This is a genomic window from Sphingomonas phyllosphaerae, from assembly GCF_036946485.1.
GTDB classification, from domain to species: domain Bacteria; phylum Pseudomonadota; class Alphaproteobacteria; order Sphingomonadales; family Sphingomonadaceae; genus Sphingomonas; species Sphingomonas phyllosphaerae_E.
The window spans coordinates 815,964-834,828 of record NZ_JAQIJA010000005.1; the positions used below are offsets into that span (position 1 = coordinate 815,964).

Here is an 18,865-nt window from a genome sequence, read left to right on the forward strand (position 1 = left end):
CTGTGCCCGTCCGCGGGCGCCGTCCACGATCATCCATTTTCGATCGACGACATAGTCTCCCTCGATGCCATCGAACCGTACTTCTTGCTGCGATCCATCTGGCAAGGTGAGCTGACAGGGTCAGCGCGTAGCCTGGCTGAGCACCGGGTGCAGTGTCGTTGTACTGCTTCCAAGGTGGCATCTCTCAGCCCTCGCGGCGCAAAGTGGTCGCTGGGACAATAAGCGCAGGCGGTCAGAACCGGGCAGACTCAGTGACCCGCCTTGGGCGTCGCAAGATGCGTGGACGCCTTCCCTTAAGAAAATCGATCAAAGTCGAAGTCGTCCTGAGCGTTCGTGGAGAGTCGCTCGGTGATCCGCGGCGTCGACGACAATCGCGTTACCTGCCACGACGCAGGTGGCTGGCCATCATCGCCGTTCGGTTGAATTCTCAGAGAAACTGGTGCGGTCGAGAAGACTCGAACTTCCACGTCCTTTCGGACACAACGACCTCAACGTTGCGCGTCTACCAATTCCGCCACGACCCGCACGTGTTGTCCACCGGGCAGCCCCGGGCGTCCTGGTAGGCGAGCGCCCCTAGCAAAGCCGATCGGGGCTGGCAACGCCCTTTATCGCATTGATCTCAGCTCGCCTCGCCGACGAAGCTGAGATCGAGCCGCTTGGAGCTGGCCGGCACGTCCACCTGCGCCGAATTGAAGTCGATCGCGCCACCGGGCAGCAACGTCCGCTGCTGCGGGGTGATCGTCCAGCTGAAAACGATGCGGTTTCTGCGAATCGCGCAGGTCGGCGCGGATGTCGGGCACCCCGCTGACGCGTCGAGGACGGGTTGGTGATCCGCCCGCTGACCGCGAACAGCTCCGATCCGTTCGCCATCTTGCGGCGCTCGATCGGATTGTCGGCGATGCGCAACGGCAATTCCCTCCGGCCCGATCGACAGCCCGACCTGCTGCGCAAGGGCCCGGCGCCGTCGTCCACAGGATCACCGCCACCGCCGCCAGCATCAGCAGCCCCGCGGCGATGCTGGCGATCGTGCGCACGCGGCCGCTGCCGCGCACCGGCGCGCGGAACGGTGGACGGTGCGCGAAGGCGTCGTAGCGGGCCGGCTCCGGCGTCGGCTCGTCCACGACGGGCGGCGCTGACTGAAGCGGAAGGCCGGGCGGGGGGCGGGGCAACCTCCGTCACCGCCGGTTCGGGCGGCGGTGGCGGGCGTGACCTCCTCGGGTGGCGGTGCCGGCTCTTCGGCCGGCGCGTCGGCGTAGCTGACATCCTGATACCAGCTATGCCCGCAATTGGCGCAGCGCACCGTGCGCCCCGGCGGGGCGAATCGCGTCGTCCGGCACCAGGTAGCGGGCGCGGCATTCTGGACAGTCGAGGATCATAGGCGCGGCACCGGCAGGACGAACGAGCTGAATCTAAGCACGCGGGCGACCCGCAAGGCAAGCGTGAGTCGCCATGCTTGAAGCCGCCGGGCGTGGCGTGCAAAGGCTGTGGCCGATGGCGGCGATCGTGCAGTTCGAGAACGTGGGCCTTCGCTATGGCCATGGCGAAGAGGTGCTGCGCGACGTCAGCTTCTCGTTCGTGCCGGGCGCCTTCTATTTCCTGACCGGCGCCAGCGGCGCGGGAAAGACGTCGTTGCTGCGGCTGCTGCACCTGGCGCATCGTCCCAGTCGCGGGGTGATCCGGCTGTTCGGCGCCGATGTCGTGACGATGCCGCGCGCGCGAATGCCGATGCTCCGCCGTCGGATCGGGATGGTCTATCAGGACTTCCGATTGATCCCGCACCTGTCGGTCGCGGACAATATCGCGCTGCCGCTGCGCATAGCCGATGCGCCTGCGGACGAGATCCGCGAAGCCGTCGGCGAGATGCTGGCCTGGGTGGGGCTCGCGCATCGTGCCGAGGCGAAGCCGGCGACGCTGTCGGGTGGCGAGCAGCAGCGGGTCGCGATCGCGCGCGCGGTGGCGGCGCGGCCCGACATCCTGCTCGCGGACGAGCCGACCGGGAATGTCGACGATGCGATGGCCGACCGGCTGATCCAGCTATTCGCCTCGCTCAATCAGCTCGGCACGACCGTGGTGGTGGCCACCCACGATCTGCAATTGCTGTCGCGTGTTCCGACGGCACAGATGATGCGCATCGTTGGCGGGCGGCTGACCGATGCGGCCGGCGGCCTGCGCGTGCCCGCGCGACGGGAACGCGCATGACCGCCGCCACCGCCCGCCTGCTCGATACCGCGCGTGACGGCTGGACCATGGCCGGCGTGCTGGCGGTGATGATTTTCCTGGCGGTGCTGGCCGTCGCCGGTGGGGTGGGTACGGCGACCGCCAGCCGGACGCTCAGCGCGGCGCTGACCGGGCAGGTGACGGTGCAGATCGTCGCCGCCGAGGCCGAAACCCGTGAGCGTCTCGCCGCGCAGGTCGCCGATGCGCTGCGCCGTTCGCCCTCGGTCGTGCGGGTGTCGCGGGTATCGCGTGCGGATCTGGCGCGGTTGCTCGGGCCGTGGCTCGGGGCTGCCGCGCAAGAGGACGATCTTCCCGTGCCGGCGTTGATCGACGTGACTTTGGCACCGGGCGGCGATGGCGCGGCCCGGTTGCGTCGGATCGTGGCACCCTTCGGTCCCGAAGTGCAGATCGATGCGCACGCGGCGGCATTGGCCGGTACCGACCGGCTGCTTCGGACGATGACGCTGCTCGCCGCTGCGATCGTCGTGCTGATGATCGGCGCGGGGATGGCGATGGTGCTCCTGTCGATCCGCGCCGGATTGACCGCGCATCAGACCACGATCGAGGTCATGCACCGCCTCGGTGCCACCGAGTCACAGGTCGCGACCTTGTTCTGTCGCCGCATGGCGCGTGATGCCGCGCTTGCCGCTGTGATCGGGGCACCGCTGGGCTGGGGGGTGATCGTGCTGGTCGGCCGGATCGGCACCGACGCCGGCTCGCAACTGCTCGGCGGCATGACGCTGGGGCGCGCGGGCTGGGGCGCGGCGATCGCGCTGCCGGTCGCCTTCGTCCTGTTGGCGGCGTTGGTCGCCTATGTCGCGGTGCGCCGTGCGCTGGGACGGCTGGTATGATCCGGCGCGTCGTCGCTTTGGCGCTGCTGCTGTGGATGCTGGGTTTCGCCGTGTTCATGCTGGCCCTGCCGCAGCCCGCCGATCCCGACCAGCGGACCGACGGGATCGTCGTCCCGACCGGCGCGGCGGGGCGGATCGCGCGCGGGCTCGACCTGCTCGAACATGGTCGTGCGCGGCGGATGCTGGTGACGGGCACCGCGCCGGGGGTCACACGTGCCGATCTGGCGCGGGTCGCCGGTCACGCCGCGACGATCGCATGTTGCGTCGATCTCGGCGCGGAGGCGGTCGACACGCGCAGCAATGCCGAGGAAACCGCCGCCTGGGTGCGTGCGCGCGGCTATCGTTCGATCCGGCTGGTGACGTCCAACTGGCATGCGCGCCGCGCCGCGCTGGAATTGGGGCCGGCGCTCGGCGATCAGGTGTCCGTGCTGGTCGACGGGGTGGAGGCGCAGCCGACGCTGACGCAGGCGTTCAACGAATACAACAAGCTGTTGCTGCGCCGGCTGGTGCTGTGGGGGGAGCGTCTGAGGTGAACTGGCTGCGCACGATCATCTTCCGCGCGATCTTCTACGCGGCCTCGGTGCCGATCGTGGCGACCACGCCGGTCGCGGCGCTGTTCGGGCAGCGCGTGGTGATCGCCCACGCCGATCGGTGGTCGCGGCTGCACCGGTTGTTGATGCGCTGGATCCTCGGCATCCGCTCGCAGGTGGAGGGGGAGGTGCCCGTCGGGCAATATCTCTACGTCGCCAAGCACGAGGCGATGTATGAGACGCTGGAGTTGCAGCTCATCCTCGGCTCGCCCGCGATGGTGCTCAAGCGCGAGTTGATGAAAATCCCGCTATGGGGCTGGTCGGCGGTCAAATATGGCGCGCTGGTCGTGGATCGTGAGGCATCGTCGAAGGCGCTGCGCACGCTGATGCGCGAGGGGGCGGCGGTACGCGCGACCGGCCGATCGGTGGTCGTCTATGCCGAGGGAACCCGCGTCCCCCATGGCGAAGCGCCGCCGCTGCGCTCCGGCTTTGCGGGGCTCTACAAGGCATTGGCGCTGCCGGTGGTGCCGATCGCGCTCGACAGCGGGCGATTGCTGCCGAAGAAGGGGGCCAAGCGCCCCGGCATCGTCACGATCCGCATCGGCGAGCCGATCCCGCCCGGATTGCCGCGCGCCGAGGCGGAAGCGCGCGTTCATGCCGCGATCAACGCGCTCAACCACTGAGCTGGTCAGGCTTTTCCTTCCAGCTTCGCCTTCAGTTCCGCCAGCGCGCCGAACGCGCCAGCCTCTTCCTCGCTCAGCACCCCGGCCTGCTTCAGTACTGCCGCCGCGTCCGGGCTGCGCGGGAACGGATCGAGCGCGAGCGCCATCGTCTCCGCCGCCGTCTCGCCGAGGTCGATGCCGCCGCCCTCGATCTCGATGGTGTCGAGCGCTTCGCCGGACAGTTCGACTTCCTCCTCCCCATCGGTGGCGGTGATCGCTTCGACGAAGCGCAGGGCGACATCCTCCTCGACGCGGGCGGGCAACGGATTGCCGGTCACCGTGCAGCTCTGCACCACCGCCGCGCTGACATGCCCGCGCGCGATCACCGCACCGGCGTCACGGCGGATCGCGAACGTCGCGGTCAGCCGGTCGAGCGCGACCAGCCCGAAGCGGCGGGCGAGAGCAAGGCGCTCGGCCTCGTCGGCCTCGATCGTCACTTGGCGATCCTCGCCGCCGATCGTGTCCAGCCGCTCGACCCGCGAGAATTCCGTCGTCATGCCCATCGTCCTTCCATCAACTGCGGTAACGGCACCGCCGCCAGCCCCTCGCGCACGGCGATCAGCTCCTGGCGCACATGCGCTACCGCCGCAGCATCCGGTGCCTGTCCGCGATACAGGTTGCGGACCAGTGCGGCATCGAAGTCGCCCCCGGCCAATCCATCGCGATAGGCGCCCAGCCGACCGCCGAGCATCCCCATCATCCGACCGACATGCTTGCCGACCACCATGTCCCCGAACCCGATCTGCCGCACCTGCGCATCCATGTCGTCGACGAACCGCTCGGTGAGCTGCGCGATCGGCGCCGCGCCATGTGGATCGTCCTCCAGCCGCAGCAACACCATCGCCAGCACCGCCGCCACCATGTCAAACCGCCCGTCGAGCGTATCGGGCACCGCGCCGTTCAGATACCAGTGCGGCGCCCGCGCCCGGGCGACGACCGCATCGTACAGCGGCAAGGCGGCATCCCGTTCATGCCGCCCCAGTACCTTCGTCAACCAACCCACCTTCTTGTCCCTTCGCCGTTCCGCGCGATCCGCTGCCGGCGCGTGCTTGTTTCGCCGCGCCGGTGAGCATATTGAGGCGGACGGCCGCAAAGTCCACGCGCGCCTGTGACCGGAGTATCGATGCGCCCGCTGATCTTCTTCGCCCTGGCCGGCGTTCTTGCCGCGGGCTGTGCTCCGCTCCGCTCGCATCAGGGCTATATCGTCGACGCCGATCTGGTGAATGCGATCCAGCCGGGGGTGGACAACCGCCAGTCGGTGCTCGCCACGCTGGGCACGCCGAGCTTCGCCAGCCAGTTCAATCAGGGCGACTGGTATTATATCGCGCGCGACAGCCGCAATTATGCGTTCAACGCGCCGCGGCCGAAGGATCAACTCACGCTGCAGATCAGCTTCGACCAGGCCGGAAACGTCAGTGCGATCCGCAAGTCGGGCGTGGAGCAGGTCGTCGGCCTGAAGCCTTACGGCAAGACCACGCCGACGCTGGGGCGCGAGCGCGGCTTCTTCCAGGATCTGTTCGGTAATATCGGCGCGGTCGGCGCTGCAGGTGCGCCGGGCGGGGCCGGGCCGACCGGACGTAACGGTCAGTAACGATCCTTTCGGATCGCTGACGCCCGTGTTCGTGGGCGGTTCAGCGCCAACACGGCACATGTTCTTCATCGGCGGTGCGGCACGGGTCGTACCGTCATCATGGAGGATCAGTGATGCGTAATCTTGTCACCGCCGCCTTGCTTGCCGCGACCGCGCTGTCCGGGGTCGTCACGGCTGCGCCGGCTGCCGCACAGTCGCGCGAGGAATTGCGCCGCGACCGGCAGGACATTCGGCACGAGGCGCGGCAGCTCGACCGTGCCCGCGCTCGGGGCGACTGGCGCGACGTGCGTGAGCAGCGCCGTGACCTGCGGGAAGCGCGTCAGGAATATCGTGAGGACCGCCGCGACCTGCGCCAGCAACGCCAGTGGCAGCGTGACCGGCGCGAGTGGCGCGCCGATATGCAGCGCTGGCGGGCCGGGCACCGCGATCTGTACGCGCGGGGTGGCTGGCAGGCACCGTTCCGCTACCAATCGTTCCGTCCCGGTGCGCGGATTGGCGCGAATTATTACGGCACGCGCTACGTAATTGCCGATCCGTGGCGCTATCGTCTGCCCGCGGCACCGCTTCGGGCACGCTGGGTGCGTCATTATGACGACGCGATGCTCGTCGATTACCGTCGTGGGATCGTTCTGGACGTCGTGCGCGGCTTCTACTTCTGACGCTGGCGATTCGGCCGCGCCGCCAATAACGCGGCGGCGCGGCCGGTACCGGCTTGGGTCGGCACCGGTCCCGAAAGGGGGAAAGGGGACCGCACCGGCAACGTTCGGTCGCTGATTCGGTTCGTGGGTCAGAACGCTTCTTCGGCGTCGTTGCTTTTCTGCCACAGTCCCGCCATCGATGTGGCGGTCGGGAGGGGGCAGGCAACATGGGTCGCGAGGCGCAATGATGATCGGGCCGGGCGCGCTGCTGGTCGCGTTCGACCGCGCCGTGGCGGAGCTGGCGCTGTTCGCGGCGGTCGTCATCCTGCTGGGCGGGGTGGACGATGTCCTGATGGATCTGGTGTGGTGGCGCGTCCGGCGGCGCGAGCCGAACCGCGCCGACCTTCCCGCCGCGCCGCCGCTGCCGTTGGCGGTCTTCGTGCCGGCCTGGGACGAGCAGCACGTGATTGGCGCGATGCTGCGCGCGACGCTGACGCGCTACGATCATCCGGATTACCGGCTGTACGTCGGCTGCTATCCCAACGACCCCGGCACCTTGGCTGCGGTTGCCGAGGTGGCGTCCCACGATGCGCGGGTGCGCCGCGTGGTGGTCACGCACGATGGCCCGACCACCAAGGCCGATTGCCTGAACCAGCTATGGCGTGCGCTGGTGTCGGACGATGTCGACAGCGGACGGGTGACCGCGGCGATCGTGCTCCACGATGCGGAGGATGTCGTCGATCCGGCCGAGTTGCGGGTGTTCGACGACCATCTGCGCGACGCGGCGCTGGTGCAATTGCCGGTGGTGCCGCTGATCGATGCGCGGCGGCGGCTGGTCTCGGGTCATTATGCCGACGAGTTTGCCGAATCGCATCGGCGCGATCTGGCGGTCCGTTCCGCGCTGGAGGCGGCGGTGCCGCTGGCGGGGGTCGGGTGCGCGATCCGGCGCGATGCGCTGGAGCGGCTCGAGGCCGGCAGTGGCGCGCCGTTCGAGCCGCACAGCCTGACCGAGGATTATGAGTTATGTCGGTCCCAAGATAAAACATCTTATGCCAAGTCCGGGATTAAGCGGACCGTCCTCGCGAAATCGCTCAAAGCCGCGCCTCTGCCCACCCGATCGCTTGGCATAACAATGCCATTCGTCGGCACCTAGAGGAGGTCCCTGGAAGGGTCCGTGCCCCCGTGGGGTAGGTGTGATTTCATGCTGAAAGCGGACCTCCTGCACCGCCTCTTTAGGTCCGCACGCAGTCATCCCCACCTGGAGTGGGCGCGGCCCTCGTGCTTTCATTCCCAATAGTGGTGCAACGTTCCGTTCTGGAGGCGGACGACAAGGGTGGAGCGCGGGTTATACTCCCACACGCTGCCCTGACGCTGGCCGCGATTCCCATTCCGGTCGAGGCGTGTTGCGGCGATTATGAAGCAGCGGACATCGTGAGCATCAAGTCGCAACTAGCCCTTGAGAGCGACTCGTCGCCGCCGAGTAGGCGCACGCCGTGAAGGCGGCGCACATCGTCATAGCGGCGACGCACGAGAACTGGTCCCGCGTAAGCGCGCTGATCGTCAGGAACACAAGGCCTGCCAAGGCGTGCTTCCATTGTGAGCCTGGTTGAGCGACGATGTGGCCGCCGTCCTTCCGGCTCGCCGGGTCCGTGCCAGCCTGAGGGTGAGCCGGGGAGCTCAGCAGACCTTGTACTCGTCGTTCTTCGACGTCCGCCCGCCAGACAAGCAGCCGGTCGGCGAGAAAGGCCGAGAACGCGTCCGCCTCTTGCGCCACCTCGACGATGAAGCGGACCTGCGGCATCGCCCGCTCCACCGCCGTTACTGCGCGGGCGAAGGCGTCGTGCCGTCCTTCCGCCCTCGCCAACTCCACCCAGGTCAGTAGCGCCTCCAGGTCCGCGAAGGTGCTCGCTGCGGCGCTCGGTTGCACAGGATCGAAAGTGTTCAGCCCGAGTCGTGCACGAAGGACGGACACCTCGGGCGGCAGCCCTTTCAGGATCGCCCACACAAGGTTTCGGAACAAGGCGGCGATGCCCGGCACCACCTGATCCATTTGGTCGATGACGCCGCCCGGAATATCACGCGGGATATGGTCGCCTGCTTCGTACTTCTTGAGAAGCCGGAACCGGAGTGGTCGACCGGTCGGCCCAAGACCCGTTCTCCAAGCGCCCGACACCGAGTGCAAGAGCCTCGCCACCGCCCTGATCTTCATCTCATCAACAGGATGCTTCCGCCGGCGGTCGACCATGACGCTCTCCACAAAACAATAAATGTATGTTGCCTGTGTATTGTCGTGCCCGAGTAGCGCAACGGCTTGTGATCACGGCTTGAAAAGGTGCGCTGGTGACCGACGTTGTAGATGCCGAAGGGATTACGCCGGAGCGGGCGGAGGTGCGCAGCACGATGCTCGCCGCCTTCGGTCCCGTGCTGAGAGGCAAGGAGCTCGTCCGCGCGCTGGGCTTCGACAGCATGGAGGCGCTTCGCCAGGCCAAGCGCCAGAAGCGCGTCGGCGTGCCCGTGTTCGTGGCGCCCGCGCGCAAGGGCCACTTCGCATACACCTGCGACGTAGCCGACTGGCTGCATGATCTTCGCACCCAGGCGAAAGGAGGCGAGCCATGACCTAACGACCAACCTTCACTCGCCTGAAATGCAGCGAGCCCCGAAGCGCTCTAACGCCCGGGGCTCGTGAAGATAGGCTCTCAGCTAAAGACTTATCTCCGGCATTTCGATCCTTTTGTCAATCGCGGACGGCGCACGCGCGCCGCCCGGTGATGCGCCATGCCGAGAATATGCCATGTCCATCGATCATTCTAATCAGATCAACAGAAGAGGTTTCGAGTCGGTCGTCCGGCTCATGAAGCGTTACGCCGCAATCGAACCTTCGACACGCCCGCAACTTCCAATCACGTCTGGGTTCTTCCTCCGCTCGTTCGCTGACGCGAGTGGATGTTGGCGATCCCTCCCGTATGTCAGGCCGGCCGTAAACCACTTTGCCCGGTGGCTTGGCGACGAACCTGCGGCTGTGCTCGCGGCGGACGCGGACATGCTGGAACGCTTCCGCGCTCACTTCGTCAGCCTGTTCACCCGTTCCGCTCACCCGAACAAATATCGTGCGCGGAGTATGGTCCACCTCGCCCGCCTGCTCCTCTACCTTCAATATCAGGGTTTCAGCCCTTCCCATGGCTGGAGCGGCGAGGACGCCGATCTGTGCATCCGTTTTCGAGATGCGCTAGTCGCAGCCGGTCTGCACCTGAACTACGCCAACTCGCAAGCGCTGCATGGAGCGCACCTTATCGTCTGGGCGCGTCTTCATGGCCTGGATCGGACGGCCATCGACCCCTCCGCGATCGCACGCTTCGCCGAGCACCGCTGTTGCTGCGGTCTCGTCAACGACGACGGTCACATGTACCGGGTGCACGTTCAATCACGCAGGCGGGCAGCCGTCCGCCTCCTCAGGTTCGCAGAGGGCGGAAGTGCCCTCCTGGTGAATGGCGTCTCGGTCCGGGTCACCGGGCACGCGAAGCGAAAGCTATCGGCGGGCGCAGCCGCGTACCGCGATTGGCTGATCCGGCATCGCGGCTTGGCGTTGTCGACGATTACCTCGTACATGAACGAACTCGTGAAGTGGCAAGCGGAACTCGGCGACGACGCCGGAACCTATACGGCAGCACGGATCCGCTCGCTTGCGCGCAAGCATCTTGAAGGACGTTCGCCCGCGGGTCAGAGCCGTCTCATCACGGTCGTCAGGAGCTACCTGCGTTTCAGAGCGGGTCGCGGCGAGTGCTCGCCGGCGGTGGCCGACGCGCTGATTTCCCGCCCGACCTACAGCCTCGGCACCGTGCCGCGTAGCCTGCCGTTCGAGACGCTGAGGATGGTGGCTGCGTGCTGCGACCAGAATAAGCCGGCTGGCATCCGCGACCGCGCGATCATGACCTTGTTGCTCGAGACCGGCATGCGGAGCATCGAGGTGGCCCGGCTCCAACTTGGCGACATCGACTGGGATCGGGCCGAGATCGTCGTACGTGGCAAGGGCGGCCGAGCGTCGGCGATGCCGCTGCCTCAGGCGAGCGGCGATGCTATCCTGGATTGGCTCGAGCGGGCGCGGCCCGCCACTGACGACGACTCCGTGTTCGTGGGGCTGCGCGTGCCGCATATCAGCCTGGCGCATCATGGTTCTGTAACCAATGTCGTGCGCAGTGCGCTCGCGAGGGCGGGTCTGGTCGGCGCCGGCGGCGCCCACCTGTTCCGGCACGGCCTCGCGAGGAAACTTCTGAAGGAAGGCAGCGGTCTTCCGGCGATCTCCGGCGTGCTCCGTCACGAGTCGCTCGACACCACCATGCTCTACGCAAAAGTGGACGAGACAGGTCTCAAGGGCATCGCCTGCCCCTGGCCGGGAGCGGGGCTATGATCGCCGCCGTGGAGGGCTATCTCGAGCTGCGCAAGCAGCTCGGGTACCAGGACGCCGACCTCCGGGTCAGGCTCCGCAAGTTCGCCGCCTTCGCCGCCGCGCGGGGTGCGAGCCATCTCCGCAACCATGACGTCCTCGCCTGGACGGAATCTTTGGGCAGTGCCAACTCCCGGCGTACACACCTCGACTGGCTGGCGAATCTAGGCGTGTTCCTGCGCGCCGAGGACGACAGGCACGAGATCCTGCCGCCGGACTATAAGTCGCGGCTGGGACGCCGCAACCGGCTCACCCCCTTTGTGTACTGCGAGGAGGAAATCCTGCGCATCATGGACGGGTTCGGGTCGTTGGGACTAAGACATCCATACGATGCGTCCACCTATCGTGCGATCATCGGGCTGATCGCGGCGACGGGCATGAGGCTGAGCGAGGCGTTGAACCTCAGGCTCGCGGACATGAACGGCGCCGAACTCTTCGTGCGCCAGTCAAAGTTCAAAAAGGATCGGCTCGTCTTCGTGGACGACAGCACCGTGCGTGCGCTGAGTGACTATCTGGCGCTCAGACCCCCCAAACTCGACGCCCCCCAAACTGTTCGTGATCTGGACGAACCGCACACCCAGCATAGTCCAGATGGACCAGGTATTCCGTCGATGCACAAACCTCCTCGGTATGAAGGGCCGGGATGGGAGCGGGCTGCCCCGCATCCACGATCTGCGGCATACCTTCGCCATCAACTCGCTCGCCGCGTGCGCGCACGATGAGGAGCTCGTCGCCAACCACATCGTGGCGCTCAGCACCTACCTCGGTCATGTCGGCGTGAGGAGCACCTACTGGTACCTGCGCCTCCTGCCCAAAACCAAGCTCGCCATCGCCAGAGCCATAGAGGATATGCGTCATGCGCAATCGCATGCCTAACGACGTACCGACCCTTGTGTCGGGCTACCTCGACCAACACCTCGGTCGCGTGCGAGGCCTCAGCCCGAGAACGCAGGAGGTCTATGCGGATTCCCTGCTGCTCTTCTTGCAGTACGCCTCCAGGGAGAAGGGCACGGCTCCGGATCGCCTGCTCTTCAGCGATCTGGACCCCGACACGGTGCTCACGTTTCTTAACTACCTGGAGGAGGAACGCGGCAACACGGCGCGCTCGCGCAACCTGCGTCTGTCCGCCCTGAAATCGTTCTTCGGCTATGCGGCTTTCAAGAACCCGGCGCTCCTCGACCAAGTTTCCAGGGTCAAGGCGATCGCGGGCAAGCGGTACAGCAAGGGAGTCGTCGCCTACCTGACCCCTGAGGAGGTCACGGCGGTCCTCAATGCTCCCGATCCCAACTCGCGCTTTGGGCTCAGAGATAGGGCCATGCTCCTCATCACCTACGCCAACGGCTTGCGCGTGTCGGAAGCGTTGCGGCTTGGAATTGGCGACTTATGGCTCGGCCGCAATCCCAACATGACGATCCTGGGCAAGGGCGGCACGAAGGACGTGATGGAGCTCCTGCCTGAGCATGTGGACGTGCTCAGGGCATGGCTCGACGCCAGGCCACAGACGGCGTCCCAGCTCGTCTTCGTCAACCGGGGCGGCGAGCCGTTGACCCGCGACGGCTTCGCCTACCTGCTCACCAGGTACGCCGGCATCGCGGCGCGCGTCATGCCTTCCATCGCGAGAAAGCGCGTCACCCCGCACGTCCTTCGCCACTCCTGCGCGATGGCCGTCCTGAAAGCGACCAAGGATCCACGAAAAGCGGCACGCCACCTCCGCCACGTAGGCTATAAGAGCATCGAGACGTATCTGCACGCCAACCCGGAAGAGCAACTCGCGACACTGACGGCCCACGCCGAGCTGGGCATCAAGCCGGGCAAGTTCCGGGAGCGGGCGCCAGGGGTCCTGGAGACTCTGCGCTTGGTGCGGAAACGTACGCTATATTGAGAGGTCGGCCGAGACCGACGATCATGACTAGACGTCGTGACCGTCCGTCTCGGACAAGATGTTCGTAACTCAGTCGAAATCCTTCCGAAGCTTGGCTTGGTACTTGATCACGTCCAGCTCGTCCTTCAGGTGGTCCTGCCAGATGAAAGTTTCTTCACCATGCGCCGGGTGGGCATGATGTCGAGCGCCTCGATCGCTGTTCTTCGCTCATCGAGGAAATGGGTCGGCTTGCCCATGCTGTACGGCGTCACGTAGAGCGTCGTGCTGGTTAGCCCGTCTATGCCGCTGGCCGACATGCTCTCGAAGAATGCCGCGAGCCTGCTCGCTATGTCGGGCAGCGGCCACATGCCCTTGGCGCTGACCTTCACCGCCGAACTCCATCGACTTGCGCCACAGTAGCAGGGTCCGAGCCGCGGTCGATCTCGCGTCCAAGCAGAGCATCTGTCAAGCCAGGGACGAGCATGGTCGCCGAGGCCGGGTGCGCTGTGTCTTTCGTCCGCATGTCTCCGCTCCGGACTAACGGTTTGCCGCCAGCGCCCGATGCACCTGGCCTCCTGGGCCGTGACCGAGTCGGGTGGACACGCGCGAGGTGCCGCTCTCCCTGCGCTGCCTTCTGCGCTCCTGCCCCGAGTGGTGGCCGCTCATCATGTTCTGGGACGCTGCGGCCCAGGAGAACGACGTCGGCCGGGCACATGGCACGACCGCCGCGTTCAACGGCATCGTCCGGCAACTGCGCAAAGCTAGGCGGCTGGATGAAGCGGGGTAGCGCTTCTTCGCCGCAGGAAGCATGATGGCCGACACAGGAAACGAAGATAGAAGTGGAGCGCTTACAATCGATGATAGCCAACCCAGAGTTCGAAGACATGCTGGACGACTGGCTACAGGTTATTGATCGCAATCTCGCTCTGGACGGCACGGCCCTGACGACCCGGCCGCTCGATGCAGCGTGCCAATTCGTGCGCTTCGCCATCAAGCAAATCCGCATCGGCGACGTCGAGTCCAAGCCAGGTAAGTTCCTCGACTATTTCGCGAGCGAGTGGTTCAAGTTCATCTTTGCACGAACCTCGGCCTGGTATCGCGGGCGCTACGGAGAGGCGCTGGACGGGAACTCGGAGCGTGAGGTCGCCGGCTGCGTGTTGATTTTGGACACTCCCTTCGTGCTCCAAATTCCTGTGGTCACCCACCGTCCCGGCAAGCCGGGTGACACGATGTGGATCCACTTTCCCAAAGAGGTCGAGGGGGACGAAGACGCGCTCACCTGGCTTAAGAAGGGACCTAACGTTGCATCATTGAACCGCGCGGAAGGTATGAAGGCGCGGCGGCTGGCCAACGAGGTCGCCGGCGCGATCCGCGCGATCTACACGTCGCTCGCCACCATCGAGAGAACGTCCGATCGCGTCGGTGAGTTCGGCGGTGCCATCCTGCCGCACCTAGATCGTGCGGCGGTTCAGATCGCTCGCGCGCGTCCTGAGGACTTAAAGCATGCTCATTGGGATATGCAGATGGCGTGCGAGCTTTCGCTGAAGCTGGTGGCCGAGCAGCGGGCAGGTTCGTTCGAGGTCACGCACGATCTCTACCACCTCTACGACCGGATACCTGGTCCTCCGCCCTTCAAGCGCCCGTTCCTGTCGAACATTCCCAATTGGCAGAAGATGGCGGAGTGGCGCTACGGCGGAGGGCAGCACATCTCGATCGCTGACGGTTTTTCCCGATACCGCAGCACCCTGAAGATTGTTGCAGCTGCAGCTCGGGTGGCTAAGCGGGAGCTGTACATCGGGGGTGCTAGCATCGAGCTGAAAAAGCCGCCCTTCCTTCATGACAATTCGGAGTTGTTCGTGCCCCGCAAGCTGACCGAACGGAATCAGCGGGATATGTGAACCTCGGCAAACGAAGCGCTCCGTCGAAACTGAAGGGTTGCCGAGCGGCTTGCTCGTTCCGATTTGTGGGCCTGTCATGAACGATGAAGAGCTCCCGCTTCCCACCTCAGCGCACGTAATGAAGCAGTACCGGCAGATGCGGCCACTTCTGAAGGTGGCCGGTCTATTTAGCCGCGAACTTGCGCATCAGGCCAAGGCGTTGAATGAGCAGTTCGAAAATGTCCAGCGTATGCACCGCGAGCGCGAAGCGTTTGCCGCCCGGTTCGGGCCGCTTGGCTGGACCAACTATGACCGGCTTTCGGTTGATACCGTCGCGCGCGCGGTTGCCGAAACAAACGATGACGCGGCTGAGCACTTGCTCGCCGCCCATCATCTTGATCCCGACACGCTGCAGTTCCTGAGTTATCGCTTTCACGTCACCCGCTTTGAAGCCTGGCAGGCGCTCTACGAACGCGCGGTCGAGCGGGCACTGGCCGAAGATTATCTCTCGGCCGTGCCGCTGGTACTGATCGTCATCGACGGCATCTGCACCACCAAGACGGGAAAACATCCCTTCTCCGGCGGTGCCGACGCGCCGGTGTTCGACAGTCAAACCTCCGGCCCGGCCGGAATAGCCGAGGGGCTGGCCATACTTGGCGCAACCCGCCGCAAGCTCGATCCGGAGCCGATCCGCAGTCCCTACCGGCACGGCATCCTTCACGGCCTGAACCCAAATTTCGGCAATGCGCTTGTTGCAGCGAAGGCGTTCAACCTTCTCCAGGCGAGTGTCGACTACTTTGATCGTTGTGAGGACGAAGAAGCACGCATCGCTAAGGCGACAGCCGAGCAGCGCCCCGCCTCTTGGTCGGAACTCGCCACCAAGACGGCTAACACGCGCGAAATGGGTCGTCGGATCGATGCTTGGCAGGCACGGCCGGAGCGTGCGGGCGAGACGCTCGCCACGTCCGAAGGCGTGCACCACCTCGTTCCAGATAGCCCGGAGGGCATTGCGGCGTCCTATCTAGCGGCGATCATGGCCCGCAACTTCGGAGAAACTGCAAAAGCGACGATCGATTATCCGTGCCGGTCTATAGGCTTCCGCGCCGGAAGGCATCGCGAAGAACTGGGTGATCTTAAGCTCACCTCCTGGCAGATCACCGGGGTGCGTGACGAGGCCGCAGCGATCAGCGTTGTGACGACGCTCGTCAGCGGCATGCATGGCGAAACAGCCTGGTCGGGCGAGCAGATGATGCGGCTTATTTACGGCGACGCCAAATACAATTTGATGATGCGCGGCGCCGAGGGCGGGCGCTGGTCGGTAATGCCCAACTACCTCAACGCGCTTTGGGGCACGGCGGCGCGATCAATGCGGGCACAGGTAGGGCTCGAAGAGACGTCCAAGGACGATGACTAGCGCGGGTGGTACTTTGGACAAACCGGTTGGCTGGATCCGGACAGGCAGGAGCTCACCACTCGTCCCATAACTTGCGCGCGACTCTGAGATAAGAATCGAGTTGTTCGGCGCTCCACGTGACCGATGAAGTCGGACGTGGTTCCCGCGAAATTCCACTCCGGGATACCGGCCGGGTCGAGCGGCGCCACCCGCGACGGGCGGATCGTCCTTCGCCGCGATATGTCGTGGAAGGGCCAGAGCGTCATGTCTGGGTCTCGCCTAACGGGCCCGATCCTGCCGGAGCGCAGCGCGGCACATAGAGCCGCGAACGGTTGTTCCGGGCGGGAAGGCCTCTAAGCTGGCGTGGTATGCCGACCTTTGCGAACTTAAAATCCCTACTGGAAGCGCAGGAGCAGCGTCTCTATGCGGTCGTCGCGCGCAAGGGCGAGTTCCGCACGCCGGTCGCGGAACCCTCGAAGGACCGGGTCGCCGGCCACATGGTGGTCGCGGAGCATGCCGCCCACCAATCCGCCCTATTGCGCGTCGACCAAGCGAGCGGGGCTCTCGGCCAAGCTGGACGCTCGCTCGAGGCGTTCAAGCGCTTACCAATGTGGACGCGTCTCTGGCGGAGGAGCGAAGCCAAGGCGCTTGAGGAAGGCGTCCGGAAGAGGGCGGCCGCCTTGCGATGCGCCGAGGAGGACGTGACCGCGACCAAACAGGTTTACGTCGCTCGCCTAGAAAATCTCTTGCAAGGAGCCGGCGTCTCCGACTTGCACGCCAATCATGCGCGCCAATGCGCCGAGGCCCGCGCCGCAGAAGCGCGTCGGATCGAGGAATTCGACGCGGTGCTCGCGGCCGAGCCTGTCCTGCGGCGACTGTCGATCCTGCTCGCGAACCTGCGAGGCAGGACGTGGCTGTCCGACGCGGACGCGCTTCATCCGCAAACCCTGATCGGGCTCGACAAGCTGCGTAGTCTGGCCGACGCAACGAATGACGACACGTTCCGGGCCGAGGTCGCCTGCTGGCCGATCAGACGGCTTCCGGACGACGCGGCCCTGTCTGGCTTCCAGGGCCGCGCGACGGCGGTGGTCGACCGCTGGCGTAGTGCCGGACTCGGCCTGTTCCAGGCCTCGCCCGATCGAGAACCGCTGGTCGCCGCCAACGTCGCCGTGCTGCGGGGCGAGCTGGGCGGGACCGTCACGTCCGGCGGGGCCGACCCGCACGCCGAGTACCTTGCCCGGCTGGTAAGGCCGGCCGAGGAGGACCCTGCACTCGGCTTTCTACTTCACTGGGCGGCGCTGGCGGCCGAGGCGGACAACATCGAGAGCCGGCCCGCTCATAGGCCGGAAGAGAAAGACAGCGAGCTCCTCACCCAGGCGTTGGGCCAGCAACTAAGGTCGCTCGGGCGCGAGTTGTTCATCGACCTCGGCTATGGTCCAGAGGCGGCATGCTGGGTCGGGACCTTCGACGTCGACAAGTACGTCGTCGAGCCGGAGGTCGGCGCCGACATCGGCATCGTCCTCGACCACAGGGCGGAGGACGGCACACGGACGGTTCGGGCGGCGCTGCTACAGGCCAAGCGCCAGGGTCGCGGCTTGGCCTCCGTCCATACGCCGGCCAAGACCAAGGGCGGTTCGGTCACGCGCTCGCGCAACGACCAGCTCCGTGCGCTGCTGAGCATCCCGGATCTGGGCTACTATCTGTTCCACAACGAGGACCCGGAGACCGGTTTACCGGTCACGGTCGTTGCGGCGAAAGCCATCTGGCGGCGGCTTTCTCGGGCCGCTCAGACGGTAAGTCCGGACGAACTGGACCCTGGCCACTGCCGGGTGCGGGTGGTGGACGACGCGACCGACTTCCCGACCTTTATGGGATTCGTGCTGCCGCAGCGCGGCGTATCTTACGCCTCGTCCGCCGACGCCATCATGGCGCTGGGTGCGCCACGCCGTGTCGGCGGTGCCGAACACACCGAGCGGCTCGCCCGCTCGCTCGTAATCTGCCGGATCGGCGTACCGGGCCTCGAGCGGCGGGAGCGAGAGCTGCTGGAGGGATTGGGCTACCGGCAGAGCGCCTTGGACCGCGAGCGCGAAGAACACGAGCGACAAGCCGCACTGGCGGCGGCACACGCCCGTTCCCGCGGCTCGAGCCGGTAGCCGGAGCGATACGGGGAGCATGCGCCGTCCTGCCGACGGCGAGAGCCGGTCGGAAATTGCGGGGTACATCGGCCGCCGCGCCACAAGGGCGGCGATTTGTGGTGAGACCGCGTCGGCGGTGTTAGCGTTCCGAAATGGGCGACCTCCTGGACAGTTTCGACCGGAGCCTCGAAGGGCTGCCGCTGCTCTCGATGAGGCGGCTGGTCGACGAAAAGTTGAAGGCGATCGGGACCGTTGACGACGCGGTCGCCGATCGTCTCGCGAACGCCCTCATGGCGCAAGAGGACAGCGACATCGACTTGCACGAGCTCGGCATCGGAGCCGACCTCGAGTTCACGTCTGCCGACGTCGAGTGCATCGAAAAGGCGACCGCCGCGCTGTTCGAAAGCATGCCCGAGCTGCTGCAGGAACTCGCCGTCGAAGCCGGCGACGCGATCGCGGGTGACCTGGGCGAGCTGGAGAACGTGCTCGCCGGCCGCGATCGCTTCGACAACGGCGAGAACAGCGCGGCGGGGTTCCATTTGCGCTAGTCGGGACGCGCTCCTCTGCGGCCCGACAGCACTGGCGTGCGTCGATCCGGCTTCACGGGCG

Annotated in this window: 22 protein-coding genes and 1 tRNA gene; 16 read left to right on the top strand and 7 right to left on the bottom strand. The window is 65.9% G+C overall.

The window, feature by feature from the left end; genetic code table 11:
* Positions 1–437: 437 nt before the first annotated feature.
* The 3 genes from PGN16_RS12530 to PGN16_RS20260 form a co-directional block, all read right to left on the bottom strand.
* Positions 438–525, bottom strand: a tRNA-Leu gene (locus PGN16_RS12530).
* A gap of 472 nt (positions 526–997) precedes the next feature.
* Complete coding sequence (locus PGN16_RS20255; RefSeq protein ID WP_443019633.1) at positions 998–1,300, bottom strand: hypothetical protein; 303 nt, start codon at positions 1,298–1,300, stop codon at positions 998–1,000.
* Positions 1,275–1,376 (bottom strand): MJ0042-type zinc finger domain-containing protein, encoded by a 102-nt coding sequence (locus PGN16_RS20260; RefSeq protein ID WP_443019634.1) that lies wholly within the window; start codon positions 1,374–1,376, stop codon positions 1,275–1,277. Before PGN16_RS20260 ends, PGN16_RS20255 begins: the two co-directional genes overlap by 26 nt.
* Before the next feature lie 115 nt (positions 1,377–1,491).
* Between PGN16_RS20260 and ftsE the strand changes: the two genes are divergently transcribed.
* From ftsE to PGN16_RS12550, 4 genes are read left to right on the top strand one after another with little or no spacing between them, the layout of a single operon-like run.
* A complete protein-coding gene (gene ftsE / locus PGN16_RS12535; protein WP_335309733.1) occupies positions 1,492–2,199 on the top strand; it encodes a cell division ATP-binding protein FtsE in 708 nt (235 codons plus the stop codon).
* Positions 2,196–3,068 (top strand): cell division protein FtsX, encoded by an 873-nt coding sequence (locus tag PGN16_RS12540; RefSeq protein WP_335309734.1) that lies wholly within the window; start codon positions 2,196–2,198, stop codon positions 3,066–3,068. The genes ftsE and PGN16_RS12540 overlap by 4 nt, the downstream gene beginning before the upstream one ends.
* On the top strand, positions 3,065–3,601 hold the full coding sequence (locus PGN16_RS12545) for a YdcF family protein (RefSeq protein ID WP_335309735.1): 537 nt from the start codon (positions 3,065–3,067) through the stop codon (positions 3,599–3,601). The genes PGN16_RS12540 and PGN16_RS12545 overlap by 4 nt, the downstream gene beginning before the upstream one ends.
* The gene (locus PGN16_RS12550) at positions 3,598–4,281 is read left to right on the top strand and encodes a lysophospholipid acyltransferase family protein (RefSeq protein WP_335309736.1); all 684 of its coding nucleotides are present in this window, start codon (positions 3,598–3,600) and stop codon (positions 4,279–4,281) included. The genes PGN16_RS12545 and PGN16_RS12550 overlap by 4 nt, the downstream gene beginning before the upstream one ends.
* Positions 4,282–4,286: 5 nt before the next feature.
* Here PGN16_RS12550 and PGN16_RS12555 read toward each other — a convergent pair whose 3' ends face one another.
* Together PGN16_RS12555 and PGN16_RS12560 are read right to left on the bottom strand one after the other, a co-directional pair.
* Positions 4,287–4,817: a YceD family protein gene (locus tag PGN16_RS12555; protein ID WP_335309737.1), complete on the bottom strand. Its 531-nt coding sequence runs from the start codon at positions 4,815–4,817 to the stop codon at positions 4,287–4,289.
* On the bottom strand, positions 4,814–5,323 hold the full coding sequence (locus tag PGN16_RS12560) for a ubiquinol-cytochrome C chaperone family protein (protein ID WP_335309738.1): 510 nt from the start codon (positions 5,321–5,323) through the stop codon (positions 4,814–4,816). Before PGN16_RS12560 ends, PGN16_RS12555 begins: the two co-directional genes overlap by 4 nt.
* 120 nt (positions 5,324–5,443) lie before the next feature.
* Between PGN16_RS12560 and PGN16_RS12565 the strand changes: the two genes are divergently transcribed.
* The 3 genes from PGN16_RS12565 to PGN16_RS12575 all read left to right on the top strand — a co-directional run bounded on the left by PGN16_RS12565 (position 5,444) and on the right by PGN16_RS12575 (position 7,702).
* Complete coding sequence (locus PGN16_RS12565; protein WP_335309739.1) at positions 5,444–5,911, top strand: outer membrane protein assembly factor BamE; 468 nt, start codon at positions 5,444–5,446, stop codon at positions 5,909–5,911.
* A 113-nt stretch (positions 5,912–6,024) separates the two neighbouring features.
* Positions 6,025–6,570, top strand: coding sequence for an RcnB family protein (locus PGN16_RS12570; RefSeq protein ID WP_335309740.1), 546 nt, complete (start codon positions 6,025–6,027; stop codon positions 6,568–6,570).
* 226 nt (positions 6,571–6,796) lie between these two features.
* Positions 6,797–7,702: a glycosyltransferase gene (locus PGN16_RS12575; RefSeq protein ID WP_335309741.1), complete on the top strand. Its 906-nt coding sequence runs from the start codon at positions 6,797–6,799 to the stop codon at positions 7,700–7,702.
* Positions 7,703–7,987: 285 nt separating this feature from the next.
* Here the strand turns inward: PGN16_RS12575 and PGN16_RS12580 are convergent, their stop codons facing one another.
* Entirely contained in the window at positions 7,988–8,794 is an 807-nt protein-coding gene (locus tag PGN16_RS12580) for a hypothetical protein (RefSeq protein ID WP_335309742.1), read from the bottom strand.
* Between the two features lie 95 nt (positions 8,795–8,889).
* On the opposite strand from PGN16_RS12580, the gene PGN16_RS12585 reads away from it, so the two are divergent.
* From PGN16_RS12585 to PGN16_RS12600, 4 genes are all read left to right on the top strand, one after another.
* The gene (locus PGN16_RS12585) at positions 8,890–9,165 is read left to right on the top strand and encodes a hypothetical protein (RefSeq protein ID WP_298089387.1); all 276 of its coding nucleotides are present in this window, start codon (positions 8,890–8,892) and stop codon (positions 9,163–9,165) included.
* A gap of 403 nt (positions 9,166–9,568) precedes the next feature.
* Positions 9,569–10,954 carry a tyrosine-type recombinase/integrase gene (locus PGN16_RS12590; RefSeq protein WP_335309743.1) on the top strand — a complete coding sequence of 462 codons (1,386 nt, stop codon included), beginning with the start codon at positions 9,569–9,571 and terminating at the stop codon, positions 10,952–10,954.
* A complete protein-coding gene (locus PGN16_RS12595; RefSeq protein ID WP_335309744.1) occupies positions 10,951–11,712 on the top strand; it encodes a tyrosine-type recombinase/integrase in 762 nt (253 codons plus the stop codon). The genes PGN16_RS12590 and PGN16_RS12595 overlap by 4 nt, the downstream gene beginning before the upstream one ends.
* Before the next feature lie 134 nt (positions 11,713–11,846).
* Positions 11,847–12,872, top strand: a complete 1,026-nt coding sequence (locus tag PGN16_RS12600; protein ID WP_298089391.1) for a tyrosine-type recombinase/integrase — start codon at positions 11,847–11,849, stop codon at positions 12,870–12,872.
* 125 nt (positions 12,873–12,997) lie between these two features.
* On the opposite strand, the gene PGN16_RS12605 is transcribed toward PGN16_RS12600, so the two are convergent.
* Entirely contained in the window at positions 12,998–13,240 is a 243-nt protein-coding gene (locus tag PGN16_RS12605; protein ID WP_335309745.1) for a hypothetical protein, read from the bottom strand.
* 206 nt (positions 13,241–13,446) lie between these two features.
* Between PGN16_RS12605 and PGN16_RS12610 the strand changes: the two genes are divergently transcribed.
* From PGN16_RS12610 to PGN16_RS12630, 5 genes are all read left to right on the top strand, one after another.
* Positions 13,447–13,638: a hypothetical protein gene (locus PGN16_RS12610; RefSeq protein ID WP_335309746.1), complete on the top strand. Its 192-nt coding sequence runs from the start codon at positions 13,447–13,449 to the stop codon at positions 13,636–13,638.
* 97 nt (positions 13,639–13,735) lie between these two features.
* Positions 13,736–14,749, top strand: a complete 1,014-nt coding sequence (locus PGN16_RS12615) for a hypothetical protein (protein WP_335309747.1) — start codon at positions 13,736–13,738, stop codon at positions 14,747–14,749.
* A 118-nt stretch (positions 14,750–14,867) separates the two neighbouring features.
* Positions 14,868–16,142 (top strand): hypothetical protein, encoded by a 1,275-nt coding sequence (locus PGN16_RS12620; protein ID WP_335309748.1) that lies wholly within the window; start codon positions 14,868–14,870, stop codon positions 16,140–16,142.
* 347 nt (positions 16,143–16,489) lie between these two features.
* Complete coding sequence (locus tag PGN16_RS12625) at positions 16,490–18,274, top strand: hypothetical protein (RefSeq protein ID WP_335309749.1); 1,785 nt, start codon at positions 16,490–16,492, stop codon at positions 18,272–18,274.
* A gap of 134 nt (positions 18,275–18,408) precedes the next feature.
* Complete coding sequence (locus PGN16_RS12630) at positions 18,409–18,804, top strand: hypothetical protein (protein ID WP_298089398.1); 396 nt, start codon at positions 18,409–18,411, stop codon at positions 18,802–18,804.
* Positions 18,805–18,865 lie beyond the last annotated feature (61 nt).